Below are 16,489 nucleotides of genomic sequence, written 5' to 3'. Positions count from 1 at the left end.
TAAACTTATCGCTTCCTTTGTAAAATAGTTAATCCTACTCGTATTTTTTCATACGGAACTTTTTCTCCTAAAAACTCAAAATAGGGTTTTAAAGTTGTTTCGTTTTTCAATACTTTTTTTGCATTTGCAACAAGTGCTAAAGTATCAGCTTCAATAAATTCGTCTAAACTCACATCTTTTCCCTCTAAATAAAGCTTGGATAAATGAGAAAAAATGGTGGTAGGTTTTAATCCTCGATTTTCAGCTATTTCATCAATCGTAAAACCTTCTTTATACAACTTAAACGTTTCTAAAGTAGTGTCTTTTTTAGTTCGTTTCTTTTCGTTTAAAAAAGTTTTAATCTCTTCCATAAACTCAGCCCCATAAACTTCTAATTTTCGCTGCCCTACTCCACTAATTGCTAAAAACTCTTCGTCAGATTGTGGTCTTTCGTTTTCTATTTCTCTAAGAGTCGCATCATTAAAAACTAAATATGCTGCTATATCTTCTTCTTGAGCAATACGATAACGTAATTTTCGCAAACGTTCAAATAACGTATCCTTAACTGCTTTTTTCTTTTTCTCTTTTGTTACCGTTTTTACTTCTTTTGTAAACTCTACTGGTGTTGTTAATTGTACTTTTTCACCTTCAAAAAGCACTTTATTTGAGAACTCCGTTAGTTGCAAACTATTATTTAAATGAAAAGCAATTTGACAATACCCTTGATTGGTTAGCTGAATTAAATAATGTTGCCAATCTCTCCAAGAAATATCATTCCCTACACCATAGGTTTTTAGCTTATCGTAATTCTTGTCTAAGACGGTCGCATTTTTGGCTCCTCTTAATACGTCAATTACGGTTCCCATAGCTTCTTTTCCTTGCAATCGATAAATAGCCGAGAGTCCTTTTTGCGCAATAACAGTACCATCAAAAAACTGTGGTGGGTTTTTACATACATCGCAATTTCCACAGTTTTCTTCTATCAGTTCACCAAAGTAACTCAGCAATATTTTTCTTCGGCAAACCGTAGCTTCAGCGAATTGCTTCATCCTTTCTAGTTTTGCCTCTTGCACTTCTTTATTTCCTGTTTTTTCAATAAACTGGCGTAACTGTATAACATCTGCATAACTATGAAATAATAAAGCTTTTGCTGGTAAACCATCACGACCTGAACGTCCAATTTCTTGATAATAGCCTTCTATATTTTTAGGCATATTATAGTGAATTACCCAACGAACATTCGATTTGTCAATTCCCATTCCAAAAGCAATGGTAGCACAAATTACCTCGCAATCATCTTTGATAAAATCTTCTTGTGTTTGGGCTCTTTCTTCAAATGATAATCCTGCATGGTACGCTTTTGCATCGATGTTTTGTTGTTGTAATTTACTAGCTAGTTGCTCTGTAGCCTTTCTACTCAAACAATAAATTATTCCAGCTTCATTAGGTCTTTTCTGAATAAATTTGATGATTTGCTGCACTCTATCGTTTGCAGGGCGCACTTCTAAGGCTATATTCTCTCTATTAAAAGAACTAATAAACTGTCTAGCATAAGGTACAGCTAACTGTTCTAAAATATCTTGTTGCGTAGCTTTATCTGCAGTTGCTGTTAAGGCTACAATTGGAGTTTCTGGTAGCGACTTTTTAAGAAATGCTAATTGTTTGTATGAAGGACGAAAATCGTGCCCCCAAGCAGAAATACAGTGCGCCTCATCGACTGCTATGCAACTTATGTAAGATTGGTTCAATACATTTTGGAGTAATGATAAACTTTCTGGTGCTACATATAATAGTTTTATGCTTTTTGAAGCTATTGCATCGAACACTTCTTGCTGCTCTTGGGTAGATTGACTACTATTAAAAAAAGTTGCGGGAATTCCGTTTGCCTTTAAACTATCTACTTGATCTTTCATCAAGGCTATCAACGGAGAAATAACTAAAGTAACTCCTTCAAAAAACAGGGCTGGTAATTGATAACAAATAGACTTTCCTCCTCCTGTTGGCATAATAACCAACGTATCTTTTTTTGCTAATATATTTTCAATAATAGCTTGTTGCTCTAAACGAAAACTATCGTATCCAAAATTTACCTTTAATTTTTCTAACAATTCTTGTTCTGTAATCTGCATCATTTGGCAAAAATAGGAATAAAAAAAGCGCAGAGTTTAAACTCTACGCTTGATCTTATTTCTAGTTCTTATTACTTAATATCTTGTAACAACACTTCAACTGCTTTCTTTAATTGAGCATCTTCTCCTCTAGCCTTCCATCCTGGTGCATTTTTCACTAAATAATCAGGAGTTGCTGGTGCTTCATTTTCCATGTTCTCTCCTGTTTTCTTTACAAACCATGCTCTAAAAGGCATACGAACCATTCCGTTAGCTAATCGCTTACTTCCTGTAGATACAACTGCTCCAAAAGTTGGCTGACCAACTAATTTTCCTAATCCTAAACTTTTGAATGCATGTGAAAAAATCTCAGCATTTGAATAACTATTCTCATTACACAGCGCTACTACTGGCTTTGTGTTTACTGATAAAATAGCACGTTCATTAAACGGATAATGATCAGCAAATTTCTCGTGATTCTTTAAACTGTTAACGGCTCCTCTTGGAATTGTATACGCATGTTGATCTACATTTAATACCGCCATTAATCGATCAGTAGTCCATCCACCACCATTATAACGCACATCAATTACAATTCCTTTTTTACCATAACCGCTGGCTTTTAATTCACGTTCAAAACGCTCAAAACTTGGCATGTTCATTCCTTGAATATGAATGTATCCTAATTGACCGTTAGAATATTCATCTACTAACTTCTTTCTTGAATTTACCCATTCTTCATATTGTAAATTTCTAAGAGATCTTTCTGGACGTAATACCACTTCATTTCCTCCATCTAAACTTAACAATATCTCTTTTGATTGCGTGTTTTTTAATAAGCTGTAAAAATTTGTATTCTTTTCAATCTGTTGCCCATTAACAGCAGTAATAACATCACCTACTTTTAATTTACTGTTTGATTTATCAGCTACTGAATTTGGTAATACATATAATATTTTTACTCCTTTTTTGGTATTTTCAACCTCTAATCCTAATACTCCTACTTTATCACTTTCATTTCTTGGAGCACTTCCTCTATACCCCATGTGACTTGCATTTAACTGCCCTAAAAGTAAGTTAAACATATAGGTATAATCTTCGTGTGTTGTTGCTGATAATACCCAAGGTTTGTACTTTTTCACTAAAGCATTCCAATTGTATCCGTGGAATTCAGGATCGTAAAAACCAGCTGTTAAAGCACGTATTCCTTCTTCAAAAACTTGTTGATTTAGCTTTTCAATATCTACTGTATAAGTTGCGCTATGAGGAAGATTTGTAATTTTGTCTGATTTAGTATCTAACTGAGCTAACTTTCCTCTTGAAGTAAAGTAAACTTTCCCTTTATTATCTGAGAAATTACCTGCGTTAGTTACCCCTTTTACTAGTTGAGGCTTACTTCCATCCCATTTTACCTTATAAGTACTTCTCTTTTGTGTTGCAGGATCTGTAGCAGAGAAATAAATAAACTCACTATCTGCACTAAACACAGGGCTATACTCATTGTCTTGTAAAGAAGTAACTTGCACTAAACGATCATAAATTTTGTCTTCGTCAATTTTTACTTCTACCTTTTTCTTGGCTTTTTTATCCTTTTTATCTTTTGAAACTTCTTCCTTTTTCTCAGGATAATATGCTCCTTCTTCACGATCTAACTTTGTTTTTTCCCAGTCAGATTTTTCTAACCAAACCATCCATACGTCATAGTTGATACCGCTTCTGTTTGATAAAAACGCTAATTTTTTACCATCTGCACTCCAAATAGGATTACGATCACTTCTTGGATGCATTGATACATTCATTTTTATTGCTGGATTTGCTATCGACTGAATAAAAATTTCACTATCAAAATTTAAATCTTCTTGAGAATACGCTATGTATTTGCTGTCCGGACTCCATGAAACACCTTCTGTCTCTGCCCAAGAATTAGAATATTCTTTTGCGTTCGTAATTTTTCCTTTTTTAATATCACCAATCATTAAAACACCTCTTCCTACTTGGTAAGCAATCTTTTTTCCGTCAGGAGATACTAATGAATATTCAACATCTTCTTTACTGTTTGTTAATTTTGTTACTTTAGTTTTTAAACTACGGTGTAAGCCAACTAAAGTATCTGTTGACACAGCGCTATACAACTCAAAATGTCCATCTCTATCAGAAGAAAATACTACCATTTTATTATCTAACCACTGTGGATTGATATCTCTATAAGGGTGCTTACTAACATTGTTTGAGTACTTTTTCTCTTTGTTATTTTCTTTTACGAAAATTTCTCCATTAATCTCTAAAGCAACACTTTTCCCATCAGGAGAAATAGCATAATTACTTATTTCATTTGAGACTGTTTTTGTTTCTTCTTCTGCAAAACGATTATCAGAAACAATCTTTAAATCAATTTTTTCTGCTTTTCCATTCTCTAATTTATAGGTGTCAATTCCGCTTATATAAACAATCGTTCCATTATCACTCACTGAAAATGTTTGTACACCATCTTTGGTGTGTTTTGTTAATTGTGTAGCTGTTCCGCTTGTTGTTCCGTTTGTAGAAATTGTTTGTTTATAGATATTATAACGCCCACTTTCAGCACCTATATAATACAAGTTCCCAGCAGTATCCCAAGCTGGTGAATGATCATTTTTATTACTAGTTGTTATTTGATTGTATTGGTTTGTCTCAGTATTATAAATCCAGATATCACGTTGAGCTGAACCTGTATAATCTTCACGAGATATACGACAAGCTCCTTTAGTAAAAGCTATTAATTTTCCGTTAGGAGATACTACTGCCATTTCTCCATACGCAGTTAATAAACGACGAGGAGTTTCTCCTTTTTCATTAACTACATACATTTGTTTATCCCACTCAGGACCTCTTAATACACGACCTGTGGTAAACACAACATCTCCTTCTTTTGTCCAATCCGTAGGCGTGTTTGTTGTTGGATAAAACGTTAATTGCTTTGGCACTCCTCCATTTACAGAGGTTATAAATACATTATCATTTCCTTTTCTGTTAGAAGAAAATGCAATTTCTGTTCCGTTATCATTCCATACAGGATCACTTTCATACCCTTTATGAATGGTTAATCTTTTTGTTTGTTGATTGTTGAAATTGTACAGCCAAATATCACCGTAATAACTAAATGCCATTTGAGAAGCATCAGGGCTAATCGCTGGCTTACGTATTAACGTAGTTTGAGCTGACAAGAAATTCCCCGCTAAAAGTGCAAGTCCTAAAAATATTTTTTTTGTCATGTTGTTTGATTTTAAATGACCAAATTACTTGTTTAAGACTATAAACACATAAAATTTAGCAATTCCTTAACAATTGTAACATTATTTTTTATACTTTAGTACCAAAATGACATCCTATGAAAATAATAAAATATATTCTTTTAGTATTCACTTTAATTATTTGTGACCAATCTTTTTCTCAAGAACAAAATGAAATTTATATAATAGTGAAGGGAGAAGACAACAACCCCATACCAGATGCTATCATACTATTTGATGATATCAAGCAAAAAAAAAGAACTAATTCAAAAGGGATTTTCACAATAAAAACAAAAATTAAACCAAAAAAAATAACTGCTTTTTCACCTATACATGGTATAAGCACTATTGATTACAATAAAAAAAAATACAATAGAATTATATTAAAAAATTCAGGGAAAAACATCATCGTTACAGAACAAAAACCTTCAAATGTTATAGCTGAACAATCTTTATCATCTTTTCAGTACAAAAACATATACGAATATATAAGAGGTCAGGTTCCTGGTGTGAGAGTTACTTCCGGCAATACTATAATTATTAGAGGTATTAACTCTGTAAATGGATCCATTGAACCTTTATTCGTAGTAAATAAAGCAGCTGTAAGTTTAACCTCTTTTGCAAACATAAACCCTGCTGACATAAAGAAAATAACTGTTTTAAAAGGACCTGATGCTGCTATTTATGGTCTAAGAGGTGCTAATGGTGTAATCGAAGTTACTACTTATTAACAACTGAACTTATAAAAGTTTTTATCCCTCCCCTCTTTAATAAACTCTTTATAAAAGCTGATCCTATTATAGCTCCATTCATATAGTTACAAGCAATTGTAAACGTTTTATTGTCTGAAATACCGAAACCAACAATAAGCTTACTATTTAGATTCATTGTTTTAATCCTGTTAAAGTAAACTATTTGTTCTTCGGAAACTTCTCCTTTAGCTCCTGTGATAGATGCTGAAGCAACTACATAAATAAAAGCTTTGGTTAAACTATCAATCTTACGAATGCGTTCTTCGGAAGTATGTGGCGTAATTAAAAACACATTAGTTATTCCGTATCTATCAAACAATTGTTGATAATGATTTTCAAACTCAACCATAGGTAAATCTGGGATAATAACAGTATCAATCCCGCAATCTTTTACTTTTTTACAGAATTTATCTTCTCCATATTTAATAATTTGGTTCAAATAGCCCATTAATACCAAAGGCGTTTTATTTGAATCTCTAATCGAGGTTAATTGTTGAAAAACCACATCGAGGTTCATGCCGTTTTTCAAGGCGACATCACTACTATACTGAATAGTTGGTCCATCAGCTAACGGATCGGAATATGGCAAACCTACCTCAATAAAATCTACACCACTTTTACCTAACTCTTCAATAATTTTTGTGGTATCGTCTAATTTTGGAAAACCTGCTGTAAAGAAAATTGATAGTAAATCGTTTTCTTTTTGATTGAATATATGTTGAATTGAGTTCATTTCTAATAGCTTTTAGCCATTAGCCAGAGGCTATTAGCTTAAATGTTTTATATACGTTTCTAAATCTTTATCTCCTCTTCCTGATAAATTTACCACCACAACTTGATCTTTTTGTAAATTCATTTTTGGTAATACTGCCAAGGCATGCGCACTTTCTAACGCAGGAATAATTCCTTCTATTTTTGTTAGCTCGTAGGCTGCATCTAAAGCTTCCTTATCAGTAGCATTCATAAACGTTGCACGTTTTGTTTCATATAAATAAGCATGCAAAGGACCAACTCCTGGATAATCCAATCCTGCTGAAATCGAATACGGTTCTACAATTTGTCCGTACTCATCTTGCATTAAAATGGTTTTACTTCCATGAATAACTCCTACTTCTCCTAATTGTGATGTCGCAGCACTTTCTCCAGAATTCACTCCTAATCCTGCTGCTTCAACTGCAATTAATTCCACTTCTTCATTCTCTAAATAATGATAAAAAGCACCTGCAGCATTACTTCCTCCTCCTACACATGCTATAATGGTATCTGGATTCTCTTTCCCTGTTTGCTCCTTTAATTGGATTTTCATTTCTTCTGAAATTACTGCTTGTAAACGTGCTACCATATCCGGATATGGATGTGGCCCCACTACAGAACCTATCAAATAATACGTATCTGGGTGTTGAATCCAATAACGAATCGCTTCATTGGTGGCGTCTTTTAAGGTTTTACTTCCACTCGTTGCTGCGACTACTGTTGCTCCTAGCATTTTCATACGTGCTACATTGGGTGCTTGACGTTTAATATCGGTTTCTCCCATAAAAACAACACACTCTAAGCCCATTAAAGCACATACTGTTGCCGTAGCCACTCCATGTTGGCCTGCCCCTGTTTCTGCTAAAATTTTAGTCTTCCCTAAATGTTTTGCTATTAAAATCTGACCAATGGTGTTATTTACTTTATGCGCTCCTGTATGATTTAAATCTTCTCGCTTTAAATAAATAGTCGCTCCGTATTTCTCTGATAATCGTTTTGCTAAATACAACGGACTCGGACGACCAACATAGTGTTTTAATAAGTCTTTATATTCTTGCTGAAAAGTTTCAGACTCTATAATTTGTATATAATTGTCTTCTAACTCTTTTACATTTGGGTATAACAATTCTGGAATAAATGCTCCTCCAAATTGTCCGTAATACCCGTTATTATCTGGTTGAAATTTCATATGATTAGCTTTTAGCTGTTAGCTTTTGGCAATAAGCCTTAAACTGTTCTATTTTTTTTACTGATTTTATTCCTGGCTTTGTTTCAAACTTGCTGTTCACATCAATAGCATAGCAATACTTAGATGCTGACGTTTTAAAAAACGTGGTTAATTCATCTACTTCTTCCAAACCTATTCCACCGCTTAAAAAGTACCCTTTTGTTGAATTATAATCTTTTAAAACTTGCCAATTAAATGTTATCCCGTTTCCTCCGCGCTCTTTTCCTTTAGTATCAAACAAAAAGTAATCAACTACTTCTTCGTACGGTTTTAAAAGCTCAAAATTGAATGCTCCTTTAATTCCAAATACTTTTATGATTTCTACTTTTGGTAGATGTTGTTTTAACTCTTTAATATACGCTACAGATTCATCTCCATGTAACTGAACTGCTTCTAACTGATATTCTTCAACTAATGAAACTACTATTTCTACATATTCATTTACAAAAACGCCTACTTTTTTGATTCCTTTGGGTAGTTTCGGAATGATACCTTCAAAATTTCTTGGAGATTTTTCATAGAAAATAAAGCCTAAATAATCAGGTTGTAATTCAGCTACTTGCTGAATATTTTCTACGAACTTCATCCCGCAAACTTTTAGTTTCATATTATCTAATTTGATCGATAAATTCTTGACATGATTGTCCAGGGTTATCTGTTTTCATAAAATTTTCTCCTATTAAAAAACCATGAAAACCATGTTCTTTTAACCCCGTAATAATTCTTGGATCAGAAATTCCGCTTTCAGAAACCTTCACAACAGTATCAGGGATTTGATTTGCTAAGTTGATAGAGTGTTCTAAATCAACTTCAAATGTTTTTAAGTTTCTATTATTAATTCCTATAATTTTATTGTCTAAATCTCCTATTTTATCTAAATCTTCTTGTGTATGTACTTCGTACAATACCTCTAAACCTAAGTCTGTAGCCAACTGTCCGTAATTTTTCAACTGTTCTGGGGTTAAACAAGTAGCTATTAACAAAACAACATCGGCTCCAATAGCTTTTGCTTCCACGATTTGAAATCCGTCAACAATAAAGTCTTTTCTCAAAATTGGTTTTTGTTGGTTGATAACTCTCGCTTCCATCAAATCTGCCATCGTTCCTCCAAAGAAAGAAGTATCGGTTAAAATAGATTGTGCTGCTACATTAGCATCTAAATATCCGTGGGTTACTTCTGCAACTGTTGACTTGTCATTGATAATTCCCTTGGAAGGTGATTGACGTTTAAACTCGGCTATAATTCCTGTTGAATATGGCTCTAACAATGATTTTTTTAACGAGATTGGTTGTCTTTTAAAATTTGGACTCTCCACCAGTTTTTTAACAGCAACCTCAGCTTTTATTTTTGCTACTTCTTGTTTTTTAAAGGCTATTATTTTATCTAGTATTGTCATGTAATTAATTATGAATTTTTAATTATGAATTACGAATTGTCTTCTGGATACTTCCAATAATCTTAAGTATTTCTTCAATATCATTTAAAAATGGTTGTGCTTCTTCTTCCGAAAAGAAAACTAGTATCTTTTAACAAACGAATCCAATAATGTGTTTCTCTTGCTTCTTTATACGCTATGGTTAATTTAGCATAAAAATCTTTTCTACTTTGTCCACCAATTGCTTCTTCTATATTCGCTCCAATTGATGTACCTGAGCGTAATAATTGTTTACTTAAAACAAACTCCTTTTTCTCTTGTGATAAACGCTTATATAACTTTACTATTTTAACAGCAAAATCATAGCTCTTTTCCTGAATAATATTATCCTTTTTCATAATTAACAATTTATAATTCGTAATTACTAATTCGTAATTAAAGAATGTAAACATTCTTTTGCTCTTAACCCTAATAAAGAGTCTTTTGCTTCTTCAAAAGCAGTTTCAAAACTCTTCTCTTCATCAAAGGTTTTTAAAGCAAAAGCAGCATTGGTTAATACCACATTGTTTTGTGCTTCTGTTCCTTTTCCATTTATAATATTCACAAATATTTCGGCAGCTTCTTTCACTGTATTTCCTCCAAAAATGGCAGATGGTGCAATTTGTTGTTGTCCTAAATCAGACGGGGAAACTTGTTGCTCTGCTTCTTTTGTAAATAATTTAAAATCTCCTGTGAGTGAAATTTCATCATACCCGTCTAGTGCGTGTACCACCCCATAATTCACATTCGATTGCTGTAACATATAATTGTATACTCTGGCTACTTCTAAATTGAATACGCCTACCAACTGGTTTTGTGGTCGACTCGGGTTCACTAATGGCCCTAACATATTGAAAAATGTTTTTACTCCTAATTCTCTTCGGATGGGAGCCACTACTTTCATCGCTGGGTGAAATAACGGCGCGTGTAAAAAACAAATATTCGCTTCCTCTAACTGACGCTTTAAAGTGGTTTCATTGTTTGTAAAGTTATACCCTAAAAACTCTAACATATTGGATGATCCTGATGCTGAAGACACTCCATAGTTACCGTGTTTTGCAACTTTATGTCCTGTCCCTGCTACGATAAATGAGGTTAATGTTGAAATGTTAAACGTATTTTTTCCATCACCTCCTGTTCCACATAAATCAATGGTGTTAAAATCTGACAAATCTACTTTTATTGCTAATTCCAACAAAGCTTCTCTAAACCCTGACAATTCATCAACTGAAACTGGACGCATTAAAAACACCGTAATAAATGCAGCTATTTGCGAAGCATTGTATTTTTCTTGTGCAATGTTCATCAACACTTCTTTCGATTGTTCTTTCGTTAATCGTTTTTGTTCAAATAGGGTGTTTAGTATTTTTTTCATTTCTCTTTTTATTTTTCTTAGAATGAAGCAGTTCTCTTATAACAAATTTCTTGCTTCGCTCGAAATGACATTATTTATTTACACTTTCTATAAAATTCTGAATCATTTTTTTCCCTTCTGGAGTTAAAATACTTTCTGGATGAAACTGTACTGCTTCAATTGCAAATTCTTTATGACGTAACGCCATGACACTTCCATCTTCATCAATTGCTGTTATTTCTAATTCCTCTGGGAAATTGTTATGAGAGGCAATCCAAGAATGATAGCGTGCTGCTTCAAATGTTTCTGGAATACCTATAAAGGTTGTAGTGTCTTTTTTAGTCACTTTCATTTCAGTAGCTACCCCATGAAAAACTTCGCTTAAGTTTTCTAACTCACCTCCAAAAACTTCAGTAATTGCTTGCAGCCCTAAACACACTCCAAAAATTGGGATTTTACCTGCATATGTTTTTATGGTTTCTTTTAAGATACCCGCTTCATCTGGAATTCCTGGTCCCGGAGATAAAATAATAGCATCATAAGTTTTAATCTCTTCCAAAGAAATTTCATCGTTACGATACACATCAGGCAACTTTCCAGTAATATCTTCTACATAATGCACCAAATTATAGGTAAACGAGTCGTAATTATCTAATATTAATATGTTCATATGTTTTAGTTTTTGGCTCTTGGCTATTAGCAAAAATCTAACAGCTAAAAACTAATTTATATTTCTTCTGCTAACACTAATGCTTTTTTTAATGCTGCCAATTTGTTATTTACTTCTTGTAATTCGTTTTCTTCTTTTGAGTTGATAACGATTCCCGCTCCTGCTTGGTAATACAACGTATTATTTTTACTTACAAAAGAACGAATTGCTATAGCTTGGTTTACGTTTCCATTTAACCCTATAAAACCAACACATCCACCATAAAATCCGCGGGTTTGATTTTCATACCTATCAATTAATTCCATTGCTTTATATTTTGGTGCTCCACTCAAAGTCCCTGCAGGAAAAGTATCTCCTACAATTTCTATCGGATTTCCTGTAATTTTTCCTGTTACTGTAGAAACTAAATGAATTACATGACTAAAATACTGTACTTCTTTATAGGTTTCAACTGTTACATTAGTAGCATGTTTACTTAAATCGTTTCGCGCTAAATCAACTAACATTACATGTTCTGCATTTTCCTTTGGATCGTTCGCCAATTCTTTAGCCAAATCTCTATCTTTTTCATCATCACCTGTTCTTCTAAAAGTTCCCGCAATTGGGTTAATAATCGCCTGACCTTCGTTTATTTTAATTTGCGCTTCAGGTGAAGACCCCATCAACTTAAAACTTCCGTAATCAAAATAGAATAAATAAGGTGAAGGATTTATAGAACGTAATGCTCTGTACACATTAAATTCATCTCCTTTAAACTGTTGCTGAAATTGGCGCGATAGTACTAATTGAAAGACATCCCCTCTTTTACAGTGTTCTTTTGCTTTGGTTACACTCTGCTTAAATTCTTCATCTGTAATATTTGAAGTTTCTTCTCCTTGAAAAGTGAAATTGTATTTAGCAAACGACTGAGAATTTACCAAGTTTTCAATTTCTGATAATCGAGACTCTTCTCCTTCAGGAATATTTTCTATCAAAATCATTTCGTTTTTAAAATGATTGATTGCTACTATAAATCGAAAAAAACTGTATTGTAATAACGGAATGTTAGATGGTGCTTTTTTAGAATTAATTTGTATGGTTTCAAAATACTGAACAGCATCAAATGTGGTATAACCATACAACCCATTGAATGATTTGATTTCTTCTGAACAATCAACATCTATTAAATTACTATATGTATCAAACTTTTGGTAAAAATCTCTTTGAATCGGTTCTTTTTTCAATTCTTCTTTTTGATAAGACAATAACAACTCATCATTTTCAGCTTTGATAGTTACTAAAGGTTCTATACATAAAAATGAATAGCTATTTTCTTTACTATGATAGTCTGAACTTTCTAACAGTAAACTATTCGCATACTTATCTCTAATTTTCAAGTACAAACTTACTGGCGTAACCATATCTGCCAATTGTTTTTTTGCTATCGTTTTAAATTTTATTTTTTTCATTTTAGTTTGATGTATAAAAACAAAAAAGGCTTATCATGAGATAAGCCTTTTCGTTGTATTATAGATATAACAAGATGGTCTCACTAACGTAAGTTATGAGTTTTCCACCACCAGTTATTTAATTGTTGATTCATCATTATGGTACAAATGTATAAAGTGATTTTGAATTGACAAATTTTTTTAGATTAAAAAATTTACTCGCAACAAAAAGCAAATTAGTTAATTGAAAAATCTTCTTTAGAAAAAAATATATCTATTGGCGAGTTTCCTACTCCTTTTACAGTTTTAAAAACAGAAGCATCTTCATTATAAATTACTAAAATACTTTTATCTGTATCAAAAAAGTCTTCTGCCCCTAAAACATATATTTTTCCTGTTGTGGGATGCTCTCTTACTATGGTGGTAAGCATTACTCCATCTGTCATCGGGTTTACAAATTCTGCAGCTTCTTTACTCTTCATATTAAAACGATGAATTGAACCTGTGTTTACCTCCACCCAATAAATAGTATTACTAGAAAAATCCATTGTAAGCATACTTGTTTTGTATAAATTAACCACATCTAGAGTGATTGTTTCTGCCACAGAATAATCATTCGATAGACTTACAAATTGTGCTTTTTCTCCTACTCTTTTTTCGATTCCAACCCAAATTTTGTTGTTTTTATCTTTTAGGATTCCTGAAATAACATCTTCAAATATTACTGCAGTTGTTAAAGACTTATCTTTCGTATTTAACACTTTCAACTCTTTATCATCAGCAATCAATACATTTTCTCCATCTACTAAAAGACCTGACTTCGAAAACAGTACTTTATCAGAGATTCCTTCTATTCTATCTTTTACTCCTTCATTAATATTAAAAAATGACAAGCTGTATGTTTTACTTCTTCCACTCCCTGCAGTTGAAATCATCAATCCTTCAGTTTCAGAAAACATTGTTAAATATGAAGGATCAGTTACCGCAGAAGTTGTTACTACTTTTTCTACAGCTAAATTCTGTAAATTAAACTTTGTAACATAATCAGGACCTGATTGTGACACAGCAAACAATTTATTTTCATATTCTGAAAAAGATATTGTGTTTTTATTTAACGACTCAAAAACACTAGATGTAAAAACCTGGTCTTCATCTAAATGCCCTATTACTGTTTTATCACCTTCATATCCTACTATAAAAGAGTTATCATAAATTGGAGTTGGTTCATGTTTTATTGAATCACTTGAACAAGAAAAAAATGTCATAAACAGACATAACAATGCAATACCGTAAATACGTATCATCTTTATAATTAATTTAAAATTTCAGAAAATAAAAAACACTTTCAAGTATTATACATTTTAAATACTTGCGTGTATTATTGTTAATCCTTTTAATCCCGAAAGAATAACAACAAATAAAATTTTGGCAGGTCTCCTGACTAACATCTTATTACTACCTTCCCGTAAAAAACAGTGGTGTAAGAAATAATAAGTATCTATTTATAATAGACGTAGCTTACAGTTGCGGGTACAGTTTAGGACTTTCACCTAATTCCCTTTTAATTTTCTTTTCTTAAAAGAAAAACCGCGGCAAATATATTTTAGTCTTAGTAAAGAATCATAAACTTTAACAATAATAATCTATGTTATTATTTTTCTACAATCTAACTTTATACACATCAATCTATTGCTAAAAAAACTAAGTAATAACAGCTTTTATCCCAAGAAACAATTACAAATAATTACATTTTTTAAATTTATAGTTTAAATTTTAAACCAATAAACAATATACGATTTACAAAAAACAACATCATTAGTTTATTTGCATTGCAATAATTAATTAAAAACAAAAATTATGTGTGGAATTGTATGTGCTTTCGATTTGAAAGAGAAATCTGAGAAACTAAGACCTCAAATTTTAGAAATGGCTAAGAAAGTTCGTCATAGAGGTCCGGATTGGAGTGGAATTTACAGCGATGAAAAAGTAATAATGGCGCATGAGCGATTAGCAATCGTTGATCCAGCTTCTGGTCAACAACCATTATTTAGTTATGATCGTAGATTTGTGTTAGCTGCCAATGGAGAGATATACAACCACAAAGAAATTAGAAAACAACTTAAAGAACAACACGAGTTTTTAACACAATCTGACTGTGAGGTTATCTTAGCTTTATACAAAGAAAAAGGTGTGGAGTTTTTAGATGACCTAAACGGAATCTTCGGCTTCGCTGTATATGACTCAATGACTGATGAATATTTAATAGCTCGTGATCATATGGGAATTATCCCTTTATACATGGGGTGGGATAAACATGGAACCTTTTATGTTGCTTCTGAATTAAAAGCTTTAGAAGGAGTTTGCAACAAGATTGAAGTATTTCCTCCTGGGCACTATTACACTCGTGAAGATGGATTACAAAGATGGTATTCTCGTGACTGGATGGAATATGAAGCTGTTAGAGATAACCAAACTTCTATTGATGAAGTACGTGATGCTTTAGAAGCTGCTGTTCATCGTCAATTAATGAGTGATGTACCTTACGGAGTTTTATTATCTGGAGGATTAGATTCTTCTATTACCTCTGCAATTGCTAAAAAATATGCGGCGAAGCGTGTAGAATCTGACGACAAAGATGCCGCGTGGTATCCACAACTACATTCGTTTTCTGTTGGGTTAGATGGATCTCCTGATTTAGCTGCAGCAAAAAAAGTTTCAGAACATTTAGGTACTATTCACCATGAAATTACCTTTACCATTCAAGAAGGATTGGATGCTATAAAAGATGTAATTTACAACCTAGAAACCTACGATATTACAACAGTTCGTGCTTCTACTCCTATGTATTTAATGGCACGTGTTATTAAATCAATGGGTATAAAAATGGTCTTATCAGGTGAAGGTGCTGACGAACTTTTTGGAGGATATTTATACTTCCACAAAGCTCCAGATGCTGAAGAATTTCACAAAGAAACAGTACGTAAATTAGATAAACTATATCAATATGATTGTTTACGTGCTAACAAAAGTTTAATGGCTTGGGGAATTGAGGGACGTGTTCCATTCTTAGATAAAGAATTTATGGATGTGGCTATGCGTATTAACCCTGAAGATAAAATGATTAACGGTGAACGTATGGAAAAATGGGTATTACGTAAGGCTTTTGAAAGTTATTTACCGAAAGAAGTTGCTTGGAGACAAAAAGAACAATTCTCTGACGGAGTTGGGTACAACTGGATTGACACTTTAAAAGAAGTTGTTGAGGCTGCGGTTACTGATGAAATGATGGAAAATGCTGCACACCGTTTCCCTACTCAAACACCAAGAGCAAAAGAAGAATATTACTATCGTACCATTTTTGAAGAACATTTTCCTAGTGAAGCTGCTGCATTAACTGTGCCTTCTGTGCCTTCAATTGCGTGTAGTACACCAACTGCATTAGCTTGGGATAAAAGTTTTCAAAACCAAAACGAACCTTCTGGTAGAGCCATCAAAGCTGTACACGAAGATGCTTACTAAGAAAAATCTTAGTTC

The 16,489-nt window shown here is 32.8% G+C and carries 12 protein-coding genes, 1 pseudogene and 1 riboswitch; of the genes and pseudogenes, 2 read left to right on the top strand and 11 right to left on the bottom strand.

Going from position 1 to position 16,489, the window contains the following annotated elements; all coding sequences use genetic code 11:
* Window positions 1–5 precede the first annotated feature (5 nt).
* Both recQ and N534_RS0100465 read right to left on the bottom strand, forming a co-directional pair.
* Complete coding sequence (gene recQ / locus N534_RS0100470; RefSeq protein ID WP_369791949.1) at window positions 6–2,111, bottom strand: DNA helicase RecQ; 2,106 nt, start codon at window positions 2,109–2,111, stop codon at window positions 6–8.
* Between the two features lie 68 nt (window positions 2,112–2,179).
* On the bottom strand, window positions 2,180–5,338 hold the full coding sequence (locus N534_RS0100465; RefSeq protein ID WP_028890600.1) for a S41 family peptidase: 3,159 nt from the start codon (window positions 5,336–5,338) through the stop codon (window positions 2,180–2,182).
* A 116-nt stretch (window positions 5,339–5,454) separates the two neighbouring features.
* On the opposite strand from N534_RS0100465, the gene N534_RS14920 reads away from it, so the two are divergent.
* Window positions 5,455–6,087: a TonB-dependent receptor plug domain-containing protein gene (locus tag N534_RS14920; protein ID WP_051435801.1), complete on the top strand. Its 633-nt coding sequence runs from the start codon at window positions 5,455–5,457 to the stop codon at window positions 6,085–6,087.
* Here the strand turns inward: N534_RS14920 and trpA are convergent.
* From trpA to N534_RS0100415, 9 genes and pseudogenes are all read right to left on the bottom strand, one after another.
* Window positions 6,077–6,841: a tryptophan synthase subunit alpha gene (gene trpA / locus N534_RS0100455; protein ID WP_028890599.1), complete on the bottom strand. Its 765-nt coding sequence runs from the start codon at window positions 6,839–6,841 to the stop codon at window positions 6,077–6,079. The two genes, N534_RS14920 and trpA, sit on opposite strands and share 11 nt — an antisense overlap.
* Window positions 6,842–6,874: 33 nt before the next feature.
* On the bottom strand, window positions 6,875–8,050 hold the full coding sequence (trpB, locus tag N534_RS0100450) for a tryptophan synthase subunit beta (protein ID WP_028890598.1): 1,176 nt from the start codon (window positions 8,048–8,050) through the stop codon (window positions 6,875–6,877).
* 4 nt (window positions 8,051–8,054) lie between these two features.
* Complete coding sequence (locus tag N534_RS0100445) at window positions 8,055–8,675, bottom strand: phosphoribosylanthranilate isomerase (protein ID WP_028890597.1); 621 nt, start codon at window positions 8,673–8,675, stop codon at window positions 8,055–8,057.
* A gap of 22 nt (window positions 8,676–8,697) precedes the next feature.
* Window positions 8,698–9,486 (bottom strand): indole-3-glycerol phosphate synthase TrpC, encoded by a 789-nt coding sequence (trpC, locus tag N534_RS0100440; RefSeq protein WP_028890596.1) that lies wholly within the window; start codon window positions 9,484–9,486, stop codon window positions 8,698–8,700.
* A 22-nt stretch (window positions 9,487–9,508) separates the two neighbouring features.
* Window positions 9,509–9,863: pseudogene (locus tag N534_RS14175) on the bottom strand (four helix bundle protein).
* Window positions 9,864–9,889: 26 nt separating this feature from the next.
* On the bottom strand, window positions 9,890–10,879 hold the full coding sequence (trpD, locus tag N534_RS0100430) for an anthranilate phosphoribosyltransferase (protein WP_028890595.1): 990 nt from the start codon (window positions 10,877–10,879) through the stop codon (window positions 9,890–9,892).
* Between the two features lie 70 nt (window positions 10,880–10,949).
* Entirely contained in the window at window positions 10,950–11,528 is a 579-nt protein-coding gene (locus N534_RS0100425; protein WP_028890594.1) for an aminodeoxychorismate/anthranilate synthase component II, read from the bottom strand.
* Window positions 11,529–11,584: 56 nt separating this feature from the next.
* Window positions 11,585–12,976 (bottom strand): anthranilate synthase component I family protein, encoded by a 1,392-nt coding sequence (locus N534_RS0100420; RefSeq protein ID WP_028890593.1) that lies wholly within the window; start codon window positions 12,974–12,976, stop codon window positions 11,585–11,587.
* Between the two features lie 215 nt (window positions 12,977–13,191).
* A complete protein-coding gene (locus N534_RS0100415) occupies window positions 13,192–14,259 on the bottom strand; it encodes a hypothetical protein (RefSeq protein WP_156025510.1) in 1,068 nt (355 codons plus the stop codon).
* Window positions 14,260–14,364: 105 nt separating this feature from the next.
* Window positions 14,365–14,562, bottom strand: a riboswitch (cobalamin riboswitch).
* A 250-nt stretch (window positions 14,563–14,812) separates the two neighbouring features.
* Here N534_RS0100415 and asnB point away from each other — a divergent pair.
* Window positions 14,813–16,474, top strand: a complete 1,662-nt coding sequence (asnB, locus tag N534_RS0100410) for an asparagine synthase B (protein ID WP_028890591.1) — start codon at window positions 14,813–14,815, stop codon at window positions 16,472–16,474.
* The last annotated feature ends 15 nt before the right edge of the window (window positions 16,475–16,489 follow it).

Source organism: Tenacibaculum sp. 47A_GOM-205m, from assembly GCF_000518405.1.
In the GTDB taxonomy this organism is placed as follows: domain Bacteria; phylum Bacteroidota; class Bacteroidia; order Flavobacteriales; family Flavobacteriaceae; genus Polaribacter; species Polaribacter lutimaris.
The sequence above is the reverse complement of the archived record's forward strand: the minus strand, read 5'-3'. Positions and strand labels throughout refer to the sequence as shown.

Excerpts from the sequence above, each read along its gene's own strand:
- recQ (WP_369791949.1), bottom strand. The coding sequence starts at position 2,111 with ATGATGCAGATTACAGAACAAGAATTGTTAGAAAAATTAAAGGTAAAT.
- N534_RS0100465 (WP_028890600.1), bottom strand. The coding sequence starts at position 5,338 with ATGACAAAAAAAATATTTTTAGGACTTGCACTTTTAGCGGGGAATTTC.
- N534_RS14920 (WP_051435801.1), top strand. The coding sequence starts at position 5,455 with ATGAAAATAATAAAATATATTCTTTTAGTATTCACTTTAATTATTTGT.
- trpA (WP_028890599.1), bottom strand. The coding sequence starts at position 6,841 with ATGAACTCAATTCAACATATATTCAATCAAAAAGAAAACGATTTACTA.
- trpB (WP_028890598.1), bottom strand. The coding sequence starts at position 8,050 with ATGAAATTTCAACCAGATAATAACGGGTATTACGGACAATTTGGAGGA.
- N534_RS0100445 (WP_028890597.1), bottom strand. The coding sequence starts at position 8,675 with ATGAAGTTCGTAGAAAATATTCAGCAAGTAGCTGAATTACAACCTGAT.
- trpC (WP_028890596.1), bottom strand. The coding sequence starts at position 9,486 with ATGACAATACTAGATAAAATAATAGCCTTTAAAAAACAAGAAGTAGCA.
- trpD (WP_028890595.1), bottom strand. The coding sequence starts at position 10,879 with ATGAAAAAAATACTAAACACCCTATTTGAACAAAAACGATTAACGAAA.
- N534_RS0100425 (WP_028890594.1), bottom strand. The coding sequence starts at position 11,528 with ATGAACATATTAATATTAGATAATTACGACTCGTTTACCTATAATTTG.
- N534_RS0100420 (WP_028890593.1), bottom strand. The coding sequence starts at position 12,976 with ATGAAAAAAATAAAATTTAAAACGATAGCAAAAAAACAATTGGCAGAT.
- N534_RS0100415 (WP_156025510.1), bottom strand. The coding sequence starts at position 14,259 with ATGATACGTATTTACGGTATTGCATTGTTATGTCTGTTTATGACATTT.
- asnB (WP_028890591.1), top strand. The coding sequence starts at position 14,813 with ATGTGTGGAATTGTATGTGCTTTCGATTTGAAAGAGAAATCTGAGAAA.